Source organism: Reticulibacter mediterranei (assembly GCF_016587455.1).
The window spans coordinates 7983380-8006787 of the sequence record NZ_BNJK01000001.1 but is presented as its reverse complement, the minus strand read 5'-3'; the positions used below and the strand labels follow the sequence as shown (position 1 = coordinate 8006787).

General features: G+C 51.5%; 21 protein-coding genes. 11 read left to right on the top strand and 10 right to left on the bottom strand.

Annotated elements, in window-relative coordinates; genetic code table 11:
• Positions 1-23: 23 nt before the first annotated feature.
• Together K3T83_RS34250 and pepF are read left to right on the top strand one after the other, a co-directional pair.
• Positions 24-983 (top strand): glycosyltransferase family 2 protein, encoded by a 960-nt coding sequence (locus tag K3T83_RS34250; RefSeq protein WP_220207403.1) that lies wholly within the window; start codon positions 24-26, stop codon positions 981-983.
• Between the two features lie 212 nt (positions 984-1195).
• On the top strand, positions 1196-2992 hold the full coding sequence (pepF, locus tag K3T83_RS34245) for an oligoendopeptidase F (protein WP_220207402.1): 1797 nt from the start codon (positions 1196-1198) through the stop codon (positions 2990-2992).
• Positions 2993-3031: 39 nt separating this feature from the next.
• On the opposite strand, the gene K3T83_RS34240 is transcribed toward pepF, so the two are convergent.
• Positions 3032-3706, bottom strand: a complete 675-nt coding sequence (locus K3T83_RS34240) for a TetR/AcrR family transcriptional regulator (RefSeq protein WP_220207401.1) — start codon at positions 3704-3706, stop codon at positions 3032-3034.
• Between the two features lie 177 nt (positions 3707-3883).
• Here K3T83_RS34240 and K3T83_RS34235 point away from each other — a divergent pair, with 177 nt between their 5' ends.
• A complete protein-coding gene (locus K3T83_RS34235) occupies positions 3884-4318 on the top strand; it encodes a PNPOx family protein (protein ID WP_220207400.1) in 435 nt (144 codons plus the stop codon).
• A 109-nt stretch (positions 4319-4427) separates the two neighbouring features.
• On the opposite strand, the gene zwf is transcribed toward K3T83_RS34235, so the two are convergent.
• Complete coding sequence (gene zwf, locus K3T83_RS34230) at positions 4428-6002, bottom strand: glucose-6-phosphate dehydrogenase (protein ID WP_220207399.1); 1575 nt, start codon at positions 6000-6002, stop codon at positions 4428-4430.
• 216 nt (positions 6003-6218) lie between these two features.
• Between zwf and K3T83_RS34225 the strand changes: the two genes are divergently transcribed.
• Complete coding sequence (locus K3T83_RS34225; RefSeq protein ID WP_220207398.1) at positions 6219-7379, top strand: CaiB/BaiF CoA transferase family protein; 1161 nt, start codon at positions 6219-6221, stop codon at positions 7377-7379.
• A 96-nt stretch (positions 7380-7475) separates the two neighbouring features.
• Here K3T83_RS34225 and K3T83_RS34220 read toward each other — a convergent pair whose 3' ends face one another.
• Together K3T83_RS34220 and K3T83_RS34215 are read right to left on the bottom strand one after the other, a co-directional pair.
• Positions 7476-8492, bottom strand: coding sequence for a monovalent cation/H(+) antiporter subunit G (locus tag K3T83_RS34220; protein WP_220207397.1), 1017 nt, complete (start codon positions 8490-8492; stop codon positions 7476-7478).
• A gap of 213 nt (positions 8493-8705) precedes the next feature.
• Entirely contained in the window at positions 8706-9686 is a 981-nt protein-coding gene (locus tag K3T83_RS34215; protein ID WP_220207396.1) for a GlxA family transcriptional regulator, read from the bottom strand.
• A 100-nt stretch (positions 9687-9786) separates the two neighbouring features.
• Here K3T83_RS34215 and K3T83_RS34210 point away from each other — a divergent pair, with 100 nt between their 5' ends.
• Positions 9787-10146 carry a cupin domain-containing protein gene (locus K3T83_RS34210; RefSeq protein WP_220207395.1) on the top strand — a complete coding sequence of 120 codons (360 nt, stop codon included), beginning with the start codon at positions 9787-9789 and terminating at the stop codon, positions 10144-10146.
• 187 nt (positions 10147-10333) lie between these two features.
• On the opposite strand, the gene K3T83_RS34205 is transcribed toward K3T83_RS34210, so the two are convergent.
• The 3 genes from K3T83_RS34205 to K3T83_RS34195 all read right to left on the bottom strand — a co-directional run bounded on the left by K3T83_RS34205 (position 10334) and on the right by K3T83_RS34195 (position 12696).
• The gene (locus tag K3T83_RS34205; protein WP_220207394.1) at positions 10334-11257 is read right to left on the bottom strand and encodes a S1C family serine protease; all 924 of its coding nucleotides are present in this window, start codon (positions 11255-11257) and stop codon (positions 10334-10336) included.
• A 207-nt stretch (positions 11258-11464) separates the two neighbouring features.
• On the bottom strand, positions 11465-12031 hold the full coding sequence (locus K3T83_RS34200; RefSeq protein WP_220207393.1) for a GNAT family N-acetyltransferase: 567 nt from the start codon (positions 12029-12031) through the stop codon (positions 11465-11467).
• 77 nt (positions 12032-12108) lie between these two features.
• A complete protein-coding gene (locus tag K3T83_RS34195) occupies positions 12109-12696 on the bottom strand; it encodes an SMI1/KNR4 family protein (protein WP_220207392.1) in 588 nt (195 codons plus the stop codon).
• Positions 12697-12948: 252 nt separating this feature from the next.
• On the opposite strand from K3T83_RS34195, the gene K3T83_RS34190 reads away from it, so the two are divergent.
• From K3T83_RS34190 to K3T83_RS34170, 5 genes are all read left to right on the top strand, one after another.
• Positions 12949-13323, top strand: coding sequence for a helix-turn-helix domain-containing protein (locus K3T83_RS34190; RefSeq protein WP_220207391.1), 375 nt, complete (start codon positions 12949-12951; stop codon positions 13321-13323).
• A 5-nt stretch (positions 13324-13328) separates the two neighbouring features.
• Positions 13329-13622, top strand: a complete 294-nt coding sequence (locus K3T83_RS34185) for a Dabb family protein (protein WP_220207390.1) — start codon at positions 13329-13331, stop codon at positions 13620-13622.
• Positions 13623-13671: 49 nt separating this feature from the next.
• Positions 13672-13914, top strand: coding sequence for a hypothetical protein (locus K3T83_RS34180; RefSeq protein WP_220207389.1), 243 nt, complete (start codon positions 13672-13674; stop codon positions 13912-13914).
• A 379-nt stretch (positions 13915-14293) separates the two neighbouring features.
• Positions 14294-15703, top strand: coding sequence for a nicotinate phosphoribosyltransferase (locus K3T83_RS34175; protein WP_220207388.1), 1410 nt, complete (start codon positions 14294-14296; stop codon positions 15701-15703).
• 121 nt (positions 15704-15824) lie between these two features.
• Positions 15825-16685, top strand: a complete 861-nt coding sequence (locus tag K3T83_RS34170; protein WP_220207387.1) for a hypothetical protein — start codon at positions 15825-15827, stop codon at positions 16683-16685.
• On the opposite strand, the gene K3T83_RS34165 is transcribed toward K3T83_RS34170, so the two are convergent.
• Positions 16682-19222: a serine/threonine protein kinase gene (locus K3T83_RS34165; protein WP_220207386.1), complete on the bottom strand. Its 2541-nt coding sequence runs from the start codon at positions 19220-19222 to the stop codon at positions 16682-16684. The two genes, K3T83_RS34170 and K3T83_RS34165, sit on opposite strands and share 4 nt — an antisense overlap.
• 301 nt (positions 19223-19523) lie before the next feature.
• Here K3T83_RS34165 and K3T83_RS34160 point away from each other — a divergent pair, with 301 nt between their 5' ends.
• Positions 19524-21164, top strand: coding sequence for a serine/threonine-protein kinase (locus K3T83_RS34160; protein WP_236065149.1), 1641 nt, complete (start codon positions 19524-19526; stop codon positions 21162-21164).
• 149 nt (positions 21165-21313) lie between these two features.
• On the opposite strand, the gene K3T83_RS34155 is transcribed toward K3T83_RS34160, so the two are convergent.
• Together K3T83_RS34155 and ndk are read right to left on the bottom strand one after the other, a co-directional pair.
• Entirely contained in the window at positions 21314-22090 is a 777-nt protein-coding gene (locus K3T83_RS34155) for a CPBP family intramembrane glutamic endopeptidase (protein WP_220207384.1), read from the bottom strand.
• Positions 22091-22939: 849 nt separating this feature from the next.
• Complete coding sequence (gene ndk / locus K3T83_RS34150) at positions 22940-23407, bottom strand: nucleoside-diphosphate kinase (protein ID WP_220208352.1); 468 nt, start codon at positions 23405-23407, stop codon at positions 22940-22942.
• Position 23408: the final 1 nt, after the last annotated feature.

The window sequence follows — 23408 nt, the reverse complement described above, 5'->3', positions numbered from 1 at the left end:
TGTAGCAAGGAAGGACACACTATATGACTATTCGCCCGTATCGCCATAGCATTCCACCCGAAATCCTCGCTCTCTCTCATGAGCGTGATCTCCTCCGCCGCAGAGGTCAATACGAGCGAGCCGACGTTCTCAAGCGCCAGATCGAGGATGCAGGCTATGCCGTGAAAGATAATCCCAGAGGTGCTCATCTGGTGATCCTGCCAGGTGTCGAAGTTGATGGGAAAGAATATCGCATTGCGCGCCAATTACCTTCAATGATCGATGAACCGGATACCTGCCTCTTTTCTGTCCTTCTTGTAGGACGTAATAACGCCGATCAGACGCGCCGCTGCATCGAGAGCGTATTGCGTTATGCTGGAGATACCAGCCTGGAAATTCTACTGATCGATAACGCTTCCCAGGACGATATCGATCTCTGGGTAATAGCGATTCAACAGCGAGAGCCGCGCCTCCATCTCCTGCGTACATCTCGCGCAATGGGGGCAGCTGAAGCGTACAACGTTGGTCTGAAACAGTGTCGCGGACGCTACATCCTGCTGCTGGATGCCAGTATCGAACTGACCGGAGATATCTTCGCGCCATTAGAAAAGACGCTCGCGACCGATCAAATAGGCGTGACAGGCTTGCGCGGTCTATGTACGTACGATCTGCGCCATTTTGAAGAGAGCCAGGAGCCGGAAGTTGAGGTCATTGATGGCCTCTGCCTGGTCTTCAAGCGTTCACTGCTTAAACGTGCTGGCCTCTTCGACGAGCGCTACCGCTATCCGCATTACATGGATATCGATTTCAACTTCGCGCTCCGCGACCAGGGAGTGCAGGCAGTGGTCACGCCAGATCTGCCGCTCGTCTGCCATCCAACCATACAGGACGCCACCCTGTCGGATGCAGAACGAACCCGCTTAACCAAGCGCAACTTCTACCGTTTCCTGGACAAGTGGGGAGGCCGCGAGGATCTCATTCTCGAAGAGCATCTCGAAGAATAAGCGCTCTAGAAGAGCATGAATAGTCGCCACTGCAACCAGGGATGTCGCTCTCTGGTTGCAGTCTTATTCATACACATATACCTGAAACTGTGTTCACATCGCAAAATTAAACGACTTCTATCATGCTGATAACCTGATCCAGTATGATATGATGAGAACACCGCAGGGAATTTTGGTTTGTCAGTGCATTTATACGAAAGGCAGTACAAACATTGCAAACATTTAAGACTCGTGATGAAATTCCAACAGAGTTTAAATGGAATCTCGAAAGCATTTTTACTCGTAACGATAACTGGGAGCAGGATTTTCAGACATTGCAGAACCGCATCCCGGACCTTGAAGCGCTGAAGGGAACCCTGGCCCAGAGCGGAGAGGCACTGCTCAACGTCCTGCAAAAACGTGATGAGATCTTCGAGGTGCTTGAACGCCTCTATGTCTATGCTTCGATGCGCAAAGACGAAGATACGACCAACGGACTCTATCAAGGCATGGCGGACCGTGCCACACAATTGTACGTCCGCGCGACCACCGCCGCGTCGTATATTGAGCCTGAACTCCTGGCTTTGCCTCAAGAGACGCTTGATCAGTATCTACAGGGCACGCCCGGCCTGGCTCTCTACAAACACCAGCTTGACGATCTCAACCTCAAACGTCCACATATCCGTTCCGCAGAGGTTGAAGCGGTGCTGGCAGCTGTGGGCGAGATCAGCGATGCGCCCGATTCGATCTTCTCCATGATCGATAACGCCGATCTGAAGCTGCCCAACATCAAAAATGAGGCTGGCGAAGAGGTGGAACTCACTCAGGGCAACTATCTCACCTATATTCGCAGTCAGGATCGCCGCGTGCGCAAAGATGCGTTTGAGGCGCTGCACGGCACGTTCCTCAAACAGCGCAACACCATCGCCGCCACTCTCTCGGCCCAGGTCAAGGTTGATGTCTTCTATACCCGTCAACGCAACTATAGCTCCAGCCGCGAACGCGCACTCTCTCGCTACAATATTCCCGTGAGCGTCTATGATAATCTGATCGCAACGGTGAGCGAGCATATTCCCTTGCTCAATCGCTACATGAAGCTGCGCAAAAAGATGCTCGCGCTCGACGAGCTGCATATGTATGATCTCTATGTGCCGATTGTTGAGGAAACAACCGACGAGATTACATATAAAGAGGCGTGCGATACAGTTGTGGCGGCGCTGGCTCCTCTGGGAGAGAATTATATCAATAATCTGAAGCAAGGCTTTGCACAGCGCTGGATCGATGTCTACGAGACCCCCGGCAAGCGCGGCGGTGCCTATAGCGGTGGTGCCTATGGAACTCACCCATTTGTGCTGCTCAATTTCCAGAACAAGCGCGACAGCATGTACACCCTGGCTCATGAGCTAGGCCACTCGCTGCACTCGTTCTATACTCGCAGCCATCAACCGTACCAGTATGGCGACTACACCATCTTCGTTGCAGAGGTTGCCTCAACGCTCAACGAGGGGTTGCTCACCGAATATCTCCTGCGCAATACCAAAGATCCAGCCGTGCGCCTGGCTATCCTGAATCATTCGCTAGAAGATATTCGCGGCACACTGTTCCGTCAGACGATGTTCGCAGAGTTTGAGCAGGAGATTCATAACAGCGCCGAGCAGGGAGAGCCGCTGACCGCCGACGCACTGACGGCAATGTATGCCGCGCTCAACGAGAAGTACTATGGAGGTGAAGCCGTCATCGATGATCTGATCGGCATCGAATGGGCACGCATCCCTCACTTCTACTACAACTTCTACGTCTATCAGTACGCAACGGGTATCTCTGCCGCCGCATCTCTGGTCCAGAAGATCATGCATGAGGGTCAGCCAGCTGTGGACCGCTACCTGAAGTTCCTCAGCTCCGGCTCGTCCGATTACAGCATCAACCTGCTGCAAAAGGCCGGTGTCGATATGGCCACACCCGAACCGGTGCGACAGGCATTCCAGTTGTTCGAGGCTCACCTCTCACAAATGGAAGAGCTACTCAGTTAATCAACAATCCAGTGAAAGGGGGCATCCTGGCGTCCCCTTTCACTTCTCATCCCACGTGTGGACATCCTTGAGAAGCGAACACATCGTGCGGTAACAGTATGTTGCGATCTGGTGGGGGGTGTACGGCTTTTCCTGTTCCAGCCACCAGGTAATGGCGGCGACAAACTGCGCGGCTATCAGGGTTGCCACAAATCCATCTGCGAACGCACGAGCCTCGACGAGAGGCTTTCTATTGAGCATCATAACAAGCTCCTGAAGGCGTTCACCGATTATTTCAGCGAGATATTCACGCATTCTCGTCACAAACCAGGAACTTCCCTTTTTGCCAAGTAGCGCCCGATAGAGCTGCTCATATTCTATAACATGTTCAAAGAACGTGACCAGCGGCTCCGGGACAGTCAGCGCTTCAGCATACTCGAAAAGTTGCTTCCAGGATTTTGGTCTGTATTGCCCATCAAAAGCATCAACAACATCCCGGCGAAAGAGGTCCATTTCACTGTTAACGCTCCTGACGATCTCTTCAAACATCTTCTCAACCAGATCATATTTGTCCTGATAATATCGGTAAAACGCGGTTCGACTGACCATCGCCCGACTCGTAATTTCGCCAACCGTGATGGCATCAAAACTACGCTCTTCTACCAGGACAATAAAAGCATCCCAGATGAGCTTTTGCGTGCGCCTTACCCGCAAATCGCCGGGGATTTGTGACATTTTGCGCTCCTTGTTACGTATGTAACAGTTCTCCCCAATTGTTTCTTGTTCCCAGCTTGCAACAAGGCTACACTGAACAAAAGGCAGGCCGTTACTCACAGTCTATGGTCTAACAAAACGGTCCAGCTGTCAACGCTGTTTCACAAACGCAAGATCCGATAGAAAGCAGGGAAAACGATGGAAAATATACAGGGCAAAAAAGAGGTAGAATCACGCTCTCGCCGTCAACTCAATAGAAGATCGAATGCACTCTTTCTCAAGATTGCCGGCGGGCCTTTGCGTGCGTACTCTCTCCTCAAGCACGTTGGGCGCAAGAGTGGACGAGAATATGCTCTTCCTCTCAGCGCATACCCACTCGGCGACGGTTTTGTGATCGCATTGCTTTATGGAAATGCGAATACGGTTGATTGGTGCCTCAACGTGATGGCAACTGGAACGTGTACCCTCAAGACACAAGGCAAAGAATATGTGCTGGAAAGGCCCGAAATTATCCCCGCGTCACAGGCACTAGCTGCCTACCCTCCACTCTTAAGGTTTATCTTAACATCGAGAGGCATTAACGAGTTTTTGTGGGTGCATCAACAAGCAGAACAAAAGGACACACTCCTTTAGGATTTCGCTATATATCATAGACGAGCGATTTATCGCGGAGCTGCTCCACAAGCTTCCCCGCGATAAATCGCTCGTCTATGAGCAAAACCCTTCAATTAGGGTTAAAGGATCAGCTAGGGTTATCCCAGTCACGCCCATCGTTTTCAATCAAGGTTTCGGCCTGCTTCGGTCCCCAGGTGCCAGCCTGATAGGGATACACGGTGTCGTCAGACATCCCTTTCCAGGCATTAGTGATGCTATCGATAATCCGCCACGACGCCTCGATCTCATCGCGCCGAATGAACAGAGTCGAATCGCCCAGCATGCAGTCAGCGATCAACCGCTCATAGGCATCAGGCGACTGAATGCCAAATGCGGAACTATAAGAAAATCCCATGTCTACGGAGCGCAAATTACGTTCTGCCCCCGGCACTTTTGCCCCGATCTTCAGTGATATACCCTCGTCTGGCTGAATGCGCAGGGTCAGGCGATTTGGTACCAATCCACGCGTCTCGTCTGGCTTGTACAATAGATGTGGCACGCGCTTAAACTGGATCGTCACTTCTGTACTGCGGGTCGGCAAACGCTTCCCGGTGCGAATATAGAAAGGCACATCCTCCCAGCGCCAGTTCTCAATAAAGAGCTTCAATGCCACAAACGTTTCGGTCGTGGATTGAGGACTGACGCCCTCTTCCTGCTTATATCCTTTGACCGTTTGTCCATCTTCCACGCCAGCAGTATACTGTCCTCGCACCGTCTGTTGTGCCACCTCCTCCGGTGTCAACGGCGGGATCGCACGCAGCAACTTGACCTTCTCATCGCGTACTGCTTCGGCATCGAAAGCAACCGGCGTCTCCATTGCGGTAAGACAAAGCACTTGCATGATATGGTTCTGCACAATATCACGAATGGCTCCCTCGCCTTCGTAAAATTCCGCACGCGTACCGATGCCAAGACTCTCAGCAACGACAATCTGGACGTGATCGATATAGTTGCGGTTCCAGAGCGGCTCAAAGATCCCGTTGGCAAAGCGAAAAGCCAGGATGTTCTGTACCGTCTCCTTCCCCATATAGTGATCAATGCGATAAATCTGCTGCTCTTTGAAAACACGGCCCAGATCGCGATTCAACTTTTGTGCTGACGACAGATCATGTCCGAACGGTTTTTCAATGATGATCCGCGCCCAGGATTTGTGGCCATTATGATTACTATTATGCTCACGCGACAGGCCAGCCTCTCCCAGATGCGCAATAATGCCAGGGTCAGTCTCAGGGGGTGTCGCCAGATAAAAGATACGATTACCGCCCGTCCCTTGCTCACGATCCAGCTTTTCTAATAATTGTGCCAGGCGAGCATAGCCATCTTTATCTTCAAAGGTCGATTGGCAATAGAACAGGCGTTGCGCAAAGGCTTGCTGGGCCTCGTGATCTAACTTATCGTCCTCCGGCATATATTGATTGACGGCATTCAGAGCCATCTCGCGCCACTGCTCGTCGGATAATGGGCGGCGCGCAAATGCCACAATACAAAATCCCTGCGGCAAGGGATGGTCATGCGTCAGATGAGCCAGGGTGGGAAGTAACTTGCGCTGGGCAAGGTCGCCGGTCGCGCCAAAAATGACCACAGCACAAGGATCAGGTTTTCGTCCATCCTGCCAGATAGAATGTTGCTTGAGCGGTTGTTCCACTGGTGCCTGTTGCGTCATGAGATCTTCTCCTCAGCAGAATTTTTACTGTCTTCACTACTATATACGTACAAACAACGCCTCTCAGATAATTTTTTCGATCTCCCTCAAAGATTTGTGCCATGCAAACAGGCGCAATTGGACAATTTGTTTGGGGAAACGGTATGCTAAAGAGCAGAGGGAAACACATCATTGTTGTTACGAAACACCTGTATCTTAATTAGGAGAAGACACAGCATGGGCGTGCTTTCAGGCATTCGCGTCATCGATTTTACGCGCGTTGTTGCCGGTCCCTATTGTACGATGATGTTAGGGGATCTCGGCGCGGAAGTCCTCAAAATCGAGTCACCACAGGGAGACGACACTCGCAAATGGGGGCCACCCTTCGTGGAGGGCGAAAGCGCCTATTTTCTCGCCATCAACCGCAATAAGAAGAGCGTCTGCCTCGATTTACGGACCGAAGAGGGATTGGAGGCGGCACGCAAATTGATCATGACAGCCGATATTGTCATCGAGAATTTTCGCTCCGGGGTAATGGAACAGCTTGGACTAAGTTATGACGATCTACGCCCTCATCATCCTGGCCTGATCTATTGCTCGATCTCTGGCTATGGACGAACCGGCCCCTACAAAGATCGGGCGGGCTACGACGTGATCGTCTCAGCAATGGGCGGATTGATGGGCATTACTGGCACTCCAGGCGGGCCGCCAGTGAAAACAGGGGTTGCGCTCACAGATGTTGCCACCGGCCTTCATGCATTCTCAAGCATCCTGGCGGCCCTCTACCATCGCGAACGCATGGGGGAGGGACAACGAATAGATATCTCGCTGCTCAGCGTGGAACTGGCGTCATTGATCAATGCGGCCAGCAACTATCTCATTGGTGGCATGATTCAAGAGCCACAGGGCAGCGCTCACAACTCCATCGTTCCCTATCAGGCATTCAAGGCGTCCGATGGTTATCTTCTTATCGGTGCCGCCAACGACAGGCTCTTTGTGCGCCTCTGTCGGGCGCTGAACCATCCCGAATGGAGCGACGATCCCCGCTTTGCCACCAACGAAGCGCGCGTCCAGCACCGTGACATACTGCTGCCCGCCCTGGAAGCGGTTCTTGAAACCGACACGATGGCCGCGTGGGAAGAGAAGCTAGAAGCTGCCGGGATTGCGGTCGCTCCTATCAACCACATGGATCAGGTGTTTCAAGATCCACAGGTGCTTCATTCACAGCAAGTCGTGACGATGACGCATCCTACCGCCGGAGAAATACGGCTCGTCGGTCCAGCTGTCACCTACAGCCTGACACCTGCTCAGATGACGACGCCACCTCCCAGGCTTGGCGAACATACCGCAGAAGTCTTACAAGCTATTCGAGATACAAACCAAAAGCTAGATATGTAACCCTTCTTTCGTAGTTGCGCGATAAATCGCGCAACTACGAAAGAAGGGAAATCGCGCTCTCCCGTGAATGGAAAGAGCGCGATAAAACATTTTCTCTTACAGATCCTCTTTTACCCGTCGCTTATGGGGCGCACCTGTATACAAGTGCTTAATCATGTTGATGGGGGTTGTCAATACGAGGGCCAGGATGACGCAGACCACAATAGGGGTGATGAGGGAAAGCGAGAGATTCGAGCCAACCTGAACATGAAAGAAAGCTAAACACGCAAACTGTAATACGATCAGCAACGCGAGGATGCCTAATGTTGTGGAGACCGATTTTACGGTCCACCGAGCATGCAGGCGAGAATGCAGCACTTTCATACGCAGTTTGGCCTGCTCCCTGACCGTCAGTTGCATCGATAGCAAGTTCTGAAGTTCCTGATCAAGCTCGCGCTGCTTCTGCTCCATCTGCCCCGCCATACGCTCGACTTCGCGCTTTAAATACAACGCTTCCACCAGATGCTTATCTTCCACGCGCCGCACTTGCGACTCCACCGTCTCCATCATCTCCTGCAACAGGACCGGACGGCTATCTGGAGAAAGCGTCAGGGTCTTTGTTGCTTCGGAGACCATTTTGCGCGCCTCTTCATCGACAGTTTCCTGGAAGGAATGATAAAGATCCTGATAACGCTGTTCCAACTGTTGCTGAGCCTCGCGCAAGCGATCGCGCTCCGCCGTTGCCTCGCTCAACAGGTTCTGATAATGCTCAACTTCTTGCTGATGCCCGTTGTGAATAATCGAGGCTTCCCGCTCAAACTCGGATTGGAGAGCCTTATAATCTGCAACCAGCCGTTGTAATTCTGTCTGCGCTTCGTCCAGATCGAAGCGTAGCCGCCGGTTTTCCTCACGCAACTGCATCACCTGTCTCCAGGCAACCTTCGCATTGGGGGTATCCGGCGTCAAATTGGGCAAAGCATCGGTCGTTTGCTTCTGGTGCAGGATGCTTTGTCGTCGCTCACTTACAAGACTCTTACGATCCAGTATACGAGGCAAGCGTTCAAGAGCGCCGGTTTGCAACTCGCCGGTCACAAGCTCATCGGTTGTCTGGGTAAGATCGTCAGATGACAACATGGTTGATCCTTTGCACTCCTCCCTGTAGCAGCCAAAGGGTGAATGACTGTTCATGCACTGCGTGTAATTTGTACAATAGCCCACACACTAGCAATTATGCACAGAAGAAAGGGAAGTTGCAAGGGCTTTACGGTCATTTTTGCCCATATTATGTTGCTCCTTCCGAAAATTGCCTGTTTTAACTCTGTCTGCTTGAACACAATTTCGCGATTCTTACGGCATTGACTGCAATATGCTGGTGGCTCTTTTGAGATTGAAGCTCTGGCGATATGCTTGCGGAGATGTCTGCACTAAACGCTGAAAGTGGATGCGTAACATGGAAGCAGAGGAGAAGCCGGAGAGAAACGCGATCCTTTCGATGGTCTCGTCGGTCCTTTCCAGAAGGCATTGAGCCTGCACGATACGTTGTTGCAGCAACCATTGATGCGGAGTTGTCCCGGTCATTGCGCGAAACTGCCGCGCGAATGTGCGCTGACTCATGTTCATTTCGGCGGCCAGACGTTCAATAGGCAGTTCTTCCTGTAAATGCTCTTTCATCCATTGGAGGACCGCGCTAAACGAGGCATGTTCGGGCAGGTCAGGCAGTGAAGATTGAATGTATTGGGCCTGTCCTCCCTCACGCAGCGGTGGCACAACCATGCGTCGGGCCAGAGCAGAGGCGATTTCAGCCCCATAATCTTTTCGCACAATATACAGGGCAAGATCGATGGCCGCCGCTGTACCTGCCGAGGTAAGCACCTGTCCATCGTCAACGAAGAGAACGGCGGGATCTACCTGCACGCGAGGATATTGTTGAGCGAGATAGCTTGTCCATTGCCAGTGAGTTGCTGCGCGCCGCCCATCGAGCAGGCCAGCCGCCGCCAACACAAAGGCTCCCGTGCAAAAGCTGACGAGTCGAGCGCCGCGCCCATACACCTCTCGAAGAGCTTCCAACAGTTGATCTGATACCGCAAGGTTCCCCGGAGTTGTGCTGGGAACAATAATCGTATCCGCCTGAACCATATCTACAAGCGTGTACGGCGTGGAGATGCTAAAGCCAGCGCGTGTTGGAACAGGCCGCGCTTCGGGGCTACAGACAAAAGTGTGATACCATTCCACGCCCAACTCTGGCCGGTGCAGGCTAAATACTTCGGTCGCGACTGCCAGTTCAAAGGGATTGATATGATCGTAGACAAGAATAGCAACGGTGTGCATGGCAGTAATTTAGCATATGTTGTCTTTTTTGCCAATTGTTGAGAAGGTGCTGCTCTCCGTAAAATTGCTAAAGAGAAACCACAAAAAGGAGAGGTCTTTCATGGAAAAAGTCAATCTACAGGACAAGCTCGCACTTTTCAGTCAACATTGGACGCCCAAAATCGTTGGAGAGTACAACGACTCTTATGTGCTGCTGGCTAAATTCAAGGGAGAACTATTTTGGCACAAGCACGAAGACGAGGACGAGTTCTTCATGGTCATCAAGGGGAAATTGCTGTTAAAATTACGTGACCGCGATATCTGGCTACAAGAGGGCGAGCTTTTCGTGATTCCAAAGGGGGTCGAACACATGCCCGTCGCCGAAGAAGAGGTTCATATGCTGGTGCTGGACCTGAAATCCGCCAAACACACGGGCAATGTCGTCAACGAGCGCACGCTAACCTCTTACGAACGCATTTGATAGCACGTTTGCTGCCAACATGCTTGAATAAAAACAACCGTACAGGGATTGTTAGCCTTGACGGTTGTTTTTTAATATTTCGCTCAGTCCATTATTTTTAAGTAACAGCCTGTTTCATCCAATCCTCAAAACGCAATATGCCGTTATGAGCAGATCCAGATTGTCACATATAGCTTCAAATCTCGCTTTATCCTGCCTGCTGGAGAATCTGCGCGACATCGGTTTTGACAAGATTCGACGGAATCGCGAAGCCAACGCCATTGGCGGGAGTATTGAACTCTGGATCAACGGATGTCAGGGTTGGAATACCGATGACCTGTCCCTGCAAGTTGATCAACGCGCCTCCACTATTGCCGGGGTTGATCGAAGCATCGGTCTGGATCGCGTTTGGAATCGTGACGGCTTTAGATTCTGGCAAGGTGCGATTCAAGGCGCTCACGATGCCGTGAGTAACCGTCTCATTGATGCCCAATGGATTACCAATTGCCAGAACCGTCTGTCCAACGGCCAGCTTGGATGAATCACCAAATGTGGCAACCGTCATATGAGCAAACGGCGCGATTCGCACGACAGCCAGATCGTTTGCGGCGTTCGTTCCGACAAGTTGAGCCGTCTCGGTGGTGCCGTCGCTCAGAAGCACCTGCATAGATTGCGCGCCGTTAACGACATGATTGTTGGTCACGATATCACCGTTCGTGTCGATAATCACACCTGAACCAATTGCCTCGCCCTGGTTAGTCGTGACCTGGAGTTCGACCACAGCCGGCTCGACCTTCGCAATGGCCGCCTCCTGCTGCGTCTGGGAGATGGGGGTTGCTGTTGTCGTGGATGCCGTCGTTGTGCTGGCACTTGTATGCTTATTGAGGAGTACCACACCAGAGAACAGGCCGACGCCGAAGACCAGCAGCATCACAAGCGCGAGCGCGATGATCGCACCTGCTCGCCAACCTGATTGCCTCTGTTTTCGTGGTCCCTGCGGAGGCTGAGGCGTATCGTCTAATGCCACTCCTGGCACAGGCGCAGAAGCCTGGTCAACAGGAGTCTCCAGTGCTGGCACAGGCGCATATGGATAGTAGTAAGGATGCTCTGTATCAGTATCTTTATACAACATAGTGATAATCCCTTTGCATTTTTATCAATCTTTTGAACACCTTGTTGTTCTTTCTGTATCATCAATCTATTGAATAGGATAAAGCACGATCTTCAAAAAAAACGCACACAGATGTAAAATCAATGCAGGTTTCTGTAAAATCATTGTAAGGGGTATACAATAATGCAAAGGGACAGATCGAAGTGGTAGGTTCGCCGCGATACCCTTCTACGATGAACGATACACAACCGATTTCGGCAGCGTGTACTCAAGTCGCATCCCCATATCCTCGAATAACTGAATCTGGCGGGTCTGAGCTTTACGGGCAAAAAATGTCACCTGTGAGAAGGCCCACTCTGCTTGAAACCAGGAAATCAGCGCTTGCAGTAGCCGCCTATCAAGATTATCCGGGAGATGACTCTGACGCACCCAGAAGGAAACATAAGCGCTTTCATCTGAAATATGCTCAACAGAGATATCAGCTCGTTGCAGCAACCGCCTCAGCGGATGAATGTAAATGGCACCCAGACACTCCGTTTTCGCTGGATTCATAACGGTATAGGTGAATGCAACACGATCAAGATGCTCTCGCTCATGCCGGACCAGATCTGCCAGATTTTCTTCCAAGGTGAACCCCTCACGAGGCCATCTCCCCTCACTATGCAGGAACAATTCGGCGCGGCTCGTTATCACCGCATCATAATCAAGCTTAACATCAGTCGCCTTTAATGGCCGTACAAGGAACTCTTCTGTGCAGAGGGTTTCAGGGACAGCTATATGGTCTGGATAAAACATGATCCTCATCCTTTCGGCGCGGAAATCTCGTGCTAAAAAAATCAATATACTGCATAAATCTTCTTCTCGCACCTCTGCTAGAGGTAAATGCGCTGTGAGCCTGGAGGAAGGTGGTCAGCATCGAACCGCCTGGTCTTACTGCGCAAACCACCGAACTCGTCAAGAGCATACCCTCCCGCCTCAAGATGATCTGCAAAAGCCGATAACACCGCTTGAAAGTTGGGAGCTATCCAGAGACTATACGATTCATGATAGAACTCAATAATCTGTCCAGATTGTTCGCCCGATGAGGGATCAACTTCGACACAAAGAAGATCTCCATTGCCAAAGGAGGCAAAAGGAATCCAGTGAGGATACCACCACCAGACACGCTCCCCTGCCTCGATCTCGCCAGCCTCCTCTTGCAAATCATGTAGCACCTCTAATTGCACCTGTTGCTCTTGCCAGATACGATCAACACTCAGTAGCTCCCATCCATCCACAAACCAGCTTGCGGTGCCATTATGGATGCGCAAAGAATCACGCAAATCGTCAGGGAGCTGGTATCCTAGCTTCATTTCTAGCTGCCTGATATCCTCTTCTGCAGCCCCTGCATATACATTGTTCATGACCTCTGGTGTATGAGCTCCGAGCCATGCCTCAATACGTTTCCAAATTTCTTGCATCTATTTCCCTTCTTCTTCAATGTGCTATTAATCGAATGACTCGCATCCATCTCTAGTTGTTTTTCTTCTACAGTATTCTTTCTCGCTCTTATGTGTCAATACGATGGCCCTGAACACGTCTATACACAAAAGGTGCTGTCTGGCGCTTAAACATTATATTCATGAGGGGACATGACTACTTCAGAAGACAATAAATAAGAAACAAATGTAACTTACATGTAACTTAGTGTTACATTAGATTGAGAGAAATTCATGGATAGCAATGCATTTGGGAAGCTAGTACGCTACTACAGGAAACAAAGGAGATGGACGCAGGGAGAGTTGGCGGAGCGCTGGGGCTTTACAAGGGAATATGTATCGCAAATAGAGCGGGGAAAAAGGAAGCTAGATAAACAAGAACAGGTTTCCCGGCTTGCTGACATTCTCAATATTCCTGAAGAGCGATTAGAAGCAGTTGGAAAAGGCGTGCCACGACGTTTTGACGCAACAAAACCTCTTGAAGGTGGTGACCTCCTATTGCAACAGATGTCTGACCGTCTCAGCGTCACCTCATTAGGGAAAGAGCGTGCTATGAAGCGCCTTCAAAGAGAGATAGTAGGGACATTAGAGCGCATGAAAGGAATATAACCCAGATGATCATTCATATCGTTTTGCTGCAACCCAAATCCGACACGACGCCCGAACAGATGGACGCAGTGTTAGAGCAGATCAAAGCGCTTAAAGAAAAGATACCCGGCATCCTGTATGTGCAGTCAGATGCGAACAGACATAACGCTCATCAAGGTTACACCTACGGCTTTGTTATGCATTTCGACAATGAGGAACATCTGAAAGCCTATTCTCCCAACCCACATCACAAAGCTGTCAGCTCCCAACTCAGGCAGCTTTCCAGTGCCATCCTCAACTTCGATCTTCCCCAGGAATAGATATGCAGACATAATAGAGGAGCATCCGACAAGTGAAGGAGGAATGGCTATGGGCGCAGAGAATGTTGGGTTCACCCGTAGCGACAATGGGTGGCTGGGGGATCTTGGCGGGGGCCTTGCGCTTGTCGCTCTCCCCAGGTCGCTTCATCGCCCCTGGCACCCGCGAGAAGGGAGGAACCAGCCGATGGGGAGAGCGACAAGCGCAAGGCCCCCGCAGCCCCTCCACACCTCCCATTGTCGCTACGGGTGGGGAAGAAGCCTCTCTCCTGTACATTTGCAGGATGTGACATAACATGGAAGCCGACCGACGGCTTGTCCTCGCCCGACCCCTCCCAGGCGGTTATTCTTTGTCTGGCTGATAGGTAATAGCAAGCGCCCCGAAACTGAGCATTTTGCAAGTGGTAATAGCATACGCTCGATCATCAGAAAAAACTTCTCCTATCTTGCTCTCCTACGAAATGCAATGCACAGCAGAATGCGTGTAAACGTTGAGATTCAATGGAGCGACCCCACCTTTTGCGTCCTTTTCCGGGGCTGATCCGTGTACCTTCTTGAGATTGGCAAGGATAGGCGGCGAAAGGGTTGCGGAGATATGGTACAATGTACACTAACTCACATTGCCATAACAAACAGAACTATCCATCCATGCGGAAGGGAAAGAGGGAAAAGCGATGCATCGTCGTGCGCCTAGTTTTCATCCAGGATTGATGACCGATATGTACCATCCCGATTCAGCCTATGTCTCCTGGCGTAGTGGAGGCAACGGCCTTACCACATTCGATCTGTATACACGTACTGCGCCATTTGGTGGAGCATACTTGCTTGTTGCCGGACTGGAAGCAGCTCTGGAATTCGTACAGGCATTTCGCTACACGCCCGAAGAACTGAAATTTCTTGCTCATATTCGCGACTATGACGCGGCGTTTCTCGATGAACTGGCAGAGTTGCGCTTCACTGGCGAAATTCTCGCGCTCCCCGAAGGCTCCATTGCCTTCCCCAACGAACCATTAATCCGCGTTACCGCGCCCTTTCGCGAGGCTCTTTTGCTCGAAGCCGGACTGCTTCAGGCTATCGGCCTCTCGACGTTGATCGCCACCAAAGCATCGCGTATCGTCTACGCCGCCGAACAGGGCCACACACGACGTGTCGCTGAGTTCGCCTTCCGCCGCGCCCAGGAGCCGATGACCGTTGCTCGCGCATCATACATCGGTGGCTGTGCCAGCACATCGCTGCTGAACGCCGCCTATGAGTTCCGCCTCCCGGCAACTGGCACCGTTCCCCATGCCCTGATCGAGATGTTCCCCACTGAAGAAGAGGCGTTCGAGGCCATCGCCGCCGCCTATAACCGTTATACCCTGCTGCTGGATACCTACGATCAACGCCAGGCCATTCATACCGCCATCCAGGTAGCTTTGCGCTCTCAAGAGACACTAGGCCACACGCTGGCGGCAGTACGCCTCGATAGTGGCGATCTGGTCGCAGACAGCATCTACATTCGTGAGCAGCTCGACAAAGCCGATCTTGGGAATGTGCGCATCCTGGCGAGCGGCGATCTCGATGAATGGAAAATTACCGAACTGGTGCAAGCTGGAGCTGCCATCGATTCCTTTGGTGTTGGGACAACGCTTGGCTATGGAGCAGGCTCGCTCGAACAGGGCATCCCAGGAGGCGCGCTTGGTGCCGTCTATAAAGAGGTCTGGTATGTTGACGAGGCTGGGACAGAATATCCCAAGATGAAGATCGCCGGAGCCAAAAGCACCTGGCCCGGCAAGAAGGAGATCTACCGCCATCCCAACTGGCAGGAAGATATCGTCCAGCTGGCTCACGAGCCGCGTCCGGATAGCTATCATCGGCTGCTCCGACCTGTGATGCGCAACGGCGAGATGATTCCTGGCAGCCTGCCGCCACTCTCCGAAATTCGCGAACTGGCTCAGGAGAACTTGAAAAAACTCCCTCCTGAGTATCGCGCCCTCAACGTTGAACAACCATATCCTGTCCACTTTAGCGAAGGACTACAAGCACTCCGCAGACAAGCCGCTCAACTGGTGGGCAGAGAAAACGGACTGTTGAATGGAGCATAGCAGGAGATTTTTTCCTGCCTATGCTCCATTCATCGCGATCTGGCGAAACTTGTACCCAATCATGAACGCCGTTCGTTAGAAAACACAGCATACATGCAACAATATGTGAGGAGATGTCTGTATGGCGGAGAGTATTACCCGGTCAGTACACCAGAACGAGGCTCCATTGCTTCAAAGCGCCCAACAATCCGAAGAGGTCGCGACAACTAAACAAGAGAACGCAACCCTTACGAGCCAGCGATCAACCATCATCTGGACACCATCTTTTATCGTTATTTTTGCCCTGACGCTAGCGGCTGGCCTCAGTCTGGCCAGCCTGACGACGCAGGGCTGGGATAATCGCCTCTACCAGCCCGGGTGGATTTTGCTGGGTAACACCGCCATCCTCGGCGCGCTCTGGGTGGCCATTGTGATCCGTACGCGCTCGCTCTGGGTTCGCATCGGCGGCAGCTTTGCCTGTCTCTGGGTCATCTTTACCGCCATCAACTTTATCGCTGGTCTGCTGTCCGTCGATGCGGGCCTCTCGGCTATTGCCTATTTAAATGCGGCGACCAACATAGCCCTGCTCGCCAGTTATATTGTGTTTTCGACCAACGGCGTGCCTTTTCGCGGCTGGGATCGCTGGTTTTTCAAAATTGCACCCATCATTGGCGGCTGCCTTGCCCTGACTGGATTTTTCTTTCCTCCGCCATTGATTGGCCTCCTACCAAGCCTTGCCAGCACCACAGCTGCCGCCGCACTCTATCTGGCAATTGCCGCCTGGTGGCTACGACCCTCCTGTTGGAAAACGCAAGCCGGGCCAGCCTTCTTCCTGGGCGTGGCCCCCACAATCTTACTCATGCTCTCAATCCCACACGCCTTCAATGGCAGTAGCAACTTTTTCTTCCTGCAAGTGAGCTTGCTGAGTTCGATTTTAGGAGCAATGCGCCTGCTCCAGGGAGAACTGCGGCAGAGGGTGACAATCGAGCAGGCCATAAGCTAGCGGGTTAAACTGGCCTGCTCCAATGCCTCGGCAAATGCTCGCACAGAATCAAAGCGCTGTGATGGATCTTTTGCCAGAACCTTCATTACGACGGCTTCAACGGTGGTAGGTACTGAGACACCTCTTTTAGAGAGCGGCAGAGGGAATGCGGACCGATGCTGCTCCATAATCTCCCATTGCGAACCCTGAAAAGGGCGGCTTCCACATAACCATTCATAAATAACAATACCGAGCGCATATTGATCGCTGGCGGGTCGAGGCTTGCCAAATATTTGTTCGGGAGCCATATAGGGAATCGTACCAGCCATCTCTTGCGTACTCATTGAATGCTCGCTATGCGCTACCGCAGCAATGCCAAAATCACTGAGCAACACCTCATTATTCCGCCCAATTAACATATTCTCAGGCTTGATGTCCCGATGGATCAGCTTTTTGTCATGAGCATACTGTAGCCCCTCGGCTACATCTCTGACATACGGTAAAATAGTTGCCAGCGATAAACGTTGCCCTTTAGGATGCCGTGCGCGCAAAGTGCCGCCGGGAGCATAGTCCATAATCAAATAGGGTATACAGCCATCCGCATTTAGAAGGCTGCTTTCCAAATCCGGTTCATTGCCCTCCACGCCAAACTCTAACACTCTTATAATATGTGGATGAACAAGATCTGCAATAGTACGTGCTTCATGCAAAAAGTCTCGCAATGCAGTGTTAGACAGGCGTGTATGAAGCACTTTAATCGCCGACTGCGTTTTAAGATAAACATGCTCCCCTAAATACACATCCGCAAAACCGCCATGCCCCAGCGATCCAACAAGACGATAGTTGCCCAGGCGTCGCCCTCTATCTTTTATTTCTCCTATCTTCATGGCAGGGACATATACCACCTTCTCTGGCTCCTCATGGGCCGATACTCCTCGTATCAAATTGGCGGGGCTTGCCACATCAGGGCTATGTTGTAGCACTACTTCGGGCATCCCAGCCGTAGCAGGCGTGTTATCGACAGATGACGCGACCGGGCGTGAATTCACAATAGAATGTTCTATACGAGAAACAGGTTGCTCCTGCTGAACCGAATTTTGAGATCCCTGTATAAGCCAAAACATACAGTTGGGGCAGCGCGTAGTGCCTTTCAACACACGTGTACCACAATTCGGACAATATATCTGCTGAAGATTCACGGGAGACGTATCTTGCGCTGGTGATGGCTCATTTCTCTGCGGAGGAGCTGCCGCCTGTTGAGTTAACACTTGCCGCTGTTGGCTCTCCTCTTCCATTATGCGCTGTGCTTCCAGGGCCGCCTGACGATCAACCTGAGCAAATTCGCGTTCCAACTGTTGCTTACGAGCGCGCGAACGAACAAAGACTGAAATTATCATAAGTATGGCAGCAATCAGCAGCAATCCTACCATATACATAAGCCACACAGGAACCGCATTAATATTCTCTCCCTGTGATGGGACAGGTGTACTTGTGGACCTCGGCTTGGCGACAGCACTCTGCGCGGCATCGTGCGCAATCTGGGCAAATTTCTGCGCCCCCTCAAACTGGCTATTTGCCTGGGCAGCCGCATTGAACGCTTGCTCGGCATCAGCATACTGACTGCGATAATAGGTGGTAATGCCGTTATTCCATTTGTCGTGGACAACATTGGAGGGAGGATTTTTGATCGCGTCAATGGTCTGCAACAGCTTACTAATATCAGTACTATTGACCTGTTTCCCATTGATTGTTGTGATAGCTGCCAGTTCCCCCGTGCTATTCACAAGAGGCATACCTGCTTCCTTTTCGACGCTAATAAAGTCCTGTTGCGAGGTGATGGCTTTGCGGGCAGGGGTGAGATACTGCTGAATCTGAGGCTTGAAGCTGCTCACCTGTTTGGCATCGCTAATTGCAGCAGGGGGCGTCATTGCCGAGTTGACATCCTTTGAGAGATAGATGGCCGCCTGTGGGGTTGGATCGGCGACCGCAAGATCAAGGAAAGGAAGAAGCTTAATCGAGGAGCTGCCAAAGGAAAGCAGAGCCAGATTGTTTTGGGTATGAATTGCGTCTTTCAACGCGACTTCGCCGATGGTTGCGATAGGAGAGACAGGCTGCTGACTATTGTAGGCACTGCTCATGTAAACTTCAATCGAGCTGAGCGTCGCGGTTGGATGCGCTGGCACACACTGCGCTTTACCTGTGTCAAGTAAGCCGGCATCGGTTAGCACCCAGTTCACCTGTTGATTGCCAGTTAGCCCACTGCCCACCAGGACACCCAGACCGGTACATTGGGCCGTTGTTGCTGGGGCTGATCCCTGCTTCGCTTGACTGTACGAGATCAGCAAGCGCACGACCGAGACCCCTGCACGTGCAAGATCCTGTGGTTGCGTCGATGGCGAGTCTTGACGAGAAGACGCCAGAGTGGGCGAAATGAGAGCAGATGAAATCGGTATAAGCTGTATCAAAAGTGCGGAAATAACGATAAGGAGCAAAGAGAGCCGGGAACAGAGGAAGCATCGGCCCTTCTCAGAAATACACAATAAGCGGCACACGCTCATCAACTTCCTCCCTTCGATAGAAGGTCGAAGGCCATCACGTTAAATCAACTAGCCCCATCAATTATCTATCATATCATCTATTGTCAACAATACGTCGTAATACAATTCAATTTATCATTGTCCCATAACAACCAGACTAGCTGTAAAGAAGAAGAGACAAAAAAAGCGTTGACCACCGTTTATATACCGACTATACTTAGATTAACGTCTTCACAAGCAACTTTTTGGCACTGTGCTATATTCAAACATAGTCAACGCAATAGAACATGTACAAAATGATCAAATAAAGGTGAGGTGTGTGATGACCGCCCCCAATAATCAGACAGGAAGACTTTCACCTCAATCTACACTGCAACAACGCTTTATCATTGTGGAACAGATAGGGCGTGGAGGAATGGGCGCAGTATATCTCGCAACTGATACGCGGCTCGGTAACCGGCGCGTCGCCATCAAGGAGATGAGCCAGACGCATTTAAACACTCAGGAACTAGCCGAGGCCACGGCGCGCTTCCAACGAGAGGCCCATATGTTGGCAGCACTGGCCCACCCCAATCTCCCTCGCATCTACGATTCCTTCAGCGAGCAGGGGCGCTCTTACCTCGTCATGGACTATATCGAGGGAAAGACGTTGCATGCCATACTCAAGGAGTACAATGGACAGCCCATTCCGGTTGCGCAGGTTCTCTCGTATGCTCACCAGTTATGCGACGTGCTCTCATACCTGCATCAACAGCAGCCGCCCATCATTTTTCGCGATATCAAACCAACAAACGTCATGGTCACAAACAACGGCCACATCTTCCTGATCGACTTTGGCATTGCACGCCTCTTCAAAGAGGGGCAGGTGCAAGACACTATTCTCCTCGGATCACCGGGCTATGCCCCACCTGAACAGCACGGCCTGACACAGACAAGTCCCCGCTCCGATCTCTACGCGCTTGGCGCAACCTTGCACTATTGCCTTACGGGGCGTGATCCCTACCATGCAAAGGATCACTTCAACTTTCCATCGGCGCGGCAATCGAACCCACAGGTTCCGCAGGAGCTCGATCAACTTATTCAACGCATGGTTGCCTACGACGAGCGAGATCGACCTGCTAACGCTCTCGAAGTGTTGCAAACGTTGCGCAATATTAGCCAGCAGGCGGGAGAATATACCAGCACAATTATAAATCCAGCATCTATGGCTCCTACCAGCTATATCGCGCCTCAGACCAATCCTCGCACTCCGGCTGTGCAACCAACAACAGCGACAGCTGCTCCACATCTACCAACAGAGCCAATGCAGAGAACCTCGTCACACTTGCCGACTAACAAATCAGCTCTCGCCCCGATCTGGACAGGCGGCTTTATCACGACGTTTAGCCTCGTCCTGATCCTGACCATCGCCAGCAGCATTGGTGCCTTCAACTTCATCTGCCCATCGGCACAACCACTTGAAGCCATCTTCTCATTTCTGCTGCTTGGCATCACCATTGTTGCCGCTATAGGAGCACAGGGTATGGTCGCCCGCAGCCTCTTGCTGTTGACAGGCGTTACCACGCTCATCAGCAGCTTTGCTCTGAGCGTCGAGACCACACCAGCGTTCACCAGAGCCGAAGGCTTCACCATCAACCCGACTTCTTGCCAGATACAACTGATGCCAGATCTTGCCCTCTATAACACACTGCTTACAATCGGGCTGGTGGCAAGCGGATTGCTCTCTCTCTACTGGCTCACGCGCCCGACAACTAGCGCAAATCGTCTGATCCTGCTGGTTGCATTCGGCGTCGCCCTCCTTTGCGGTATTGCTCAGGCCTTTTTATCCGAAGCGGTGATCATTGACAGCACGCTCAAACATCTTTTATTGATCACCGCCCTGATTGCACTCATACAGGGTATGCTGCTGGTGTCGCGAATGGCGCACAGTCAAAGCGTTGGTCTCACCTATGCGCCATCTTAAACATTAACACGTTTCGTAGTTGCGCGATAATGAGTTTTCACAACCAAAATCGGGAATCCTCCCCATTTCGTAGTGGAGCGATTTATCGCGTGGGGCAAGCACCTGAGAAGCCGCCCCCCACGCGATAAATCGCTCCACTACGAAATGGGCTAGTGCATTTCAAGAATAATCAGCACGGCCCCCAGGCCATTGTTGAGCAGATGCAGCAGAATCGAAGGCCAGAGCGAATTGGTGCGCCAGCGCAAAAACGCCAGGGCGATACCAATAAAAAACAGTACAGCAAACGAGCCGGCATCGGCATGAGCAACCGCAAAAACAAGCGCGCTGAGAAAAACGGCCCAACCGACCGACATGGCGCGTAAAAAGCCAGCAAAGGCAAAGGCTCGAAAGAAAACCTCTTCGCAAAAGGGGGCAACAAAAACGCTGACGATCAAGGTCGCATAGGTCGTCAGCGGAGCGGCCTTGCTCTGTTGCAGAATGACTTGATCGTTCGTCTGGATCTGCATATGGAAATGCGTATTCAAGTAGCTAATCACCAGACCGTACAGCAGATTCAACGCAAGAATGCCCAGAAACAGCCCGATTACCCAGGGTAACGCGCTGGCGACATGAAATTTTCGCAAGCTCAGCGCATCGCAGGTCTGTCGCCAGCGATTAGGCAAATGGCGAAACGAGCGTCCTGCGATAAAGAAGGGAGCGATCAGAAAAGCGCCTTCAACCAGCGAAGCTAGAATAAAGGTAATGATCGCATTGATCAGATCAACGTTTGGCGCGAGAGGGGCAGGGTGTGATGTTCTTGTATTCAGACTGGAAAGGCCAAAGGCCAGCAAAAGCCAGGGAATAAGCGTCAACAAAATCCCAAGAAACGTTTGCTGAATCGTCCAGGGGACAGACTTCTCTTCGTCTCTTTTTTCAACTTCTTTCAAAGGCGTCTCCGATTCTCCACATAAACGATGCGTCAGAAGGTTCTACTTAATTAGACGAGTTTGGAACTGCAAAGGAGTACATATTTGCTACATCTATAGATGAGAGGGCGACTTAGACCAGGCATAATAGAGCAACCAGAGAGGGAAACAGAGTGCATTTTTCGCATACTATTATACCATAAACACCCCCTATTTGTCTGTAGTTAGCCTCCTATTGTTCCCGGCAGGATATGGTATACTACGTGTACCGCGTAGGTTATAAATAACGATTATTAACAGGAAGGAAACTTTTTTGGCAGGCACCATAGAAACTCATCCATCAGAAAATTCAAATTGGCGGAAACATAAAAATGCCTGCCCGTTTTATCGGGAACGCTGGTTCCCCTGCAACGATATCGAGGCAGGAGAGCCTATGTATCAAGTCTTTTGTCTGAAGGGCACACCTCCAGAAACCCTGGAGGAACAAGAGAAATGCTTCCGCAGTAAAACTCGTTGCTGGCGACTGGCGAACAGGCAGCAATCAGCGGCAGAAAAGCAGGCAAAAACGGCATCCGCACAAGAAACATCTTCTGCATCCCGCTAATCCGTACTCCCAGCCAGGTACACTGCGGCTCATGCGCGTCATTTTCACCATTGCTTCTCCCCGACCTCGACAATGCTTTTCACACATACGACACCCTCTTATGAAAAAGATATGCAGATTGAAAAGCATCGCTTCATGTCGCCAGAGAAGATCATTCAGGAAAACAAGCGTGAGGACCGGGACAATTTATCGCCCCGGTCCTCACACTATGTTTTTTATCTATGCATGCCTGGATACTTCAATCTCAGCCAGCAGGACGACACAAATTATTCGCGCTCACTGGAATTATAGACGTAGCGCTCCAGAACATCGTCATAGGAGAACAGCTCGTCAGATTTGAAGAAGCGCTTCACCTCTGCATTGGCCGTCTCCAAAGAGTCGGAGCAATGAATCAGATTGGCCTGCACGCTCATGGCGAATTCGCCACGAATGGTGCCGGGAGCTGCCTCGCGCGCTTTCGTGATGCCACAGATCGCTCTCACCGTGTTAACCGCCTCGGTGCCTTCCCAGCAGCAGGCTACAACGGGAGTCAGTTGCATGAACGATTTCACTTCGGGGAAAAAGCTCTTCCCAACGAGGTGGCTGTAATGCTCGTTCAATAGCTCATCCGACAGACGCATCAGCTTCAAGCCGACCAGTTTCAAGCCCTTGCGCTCCAGGCGGCTGATAATCTCGCCGACAAGATCGCGCTGCACGGCGTCGGGCTTTAGCAAAACAAGGGTACGTTCCATAATG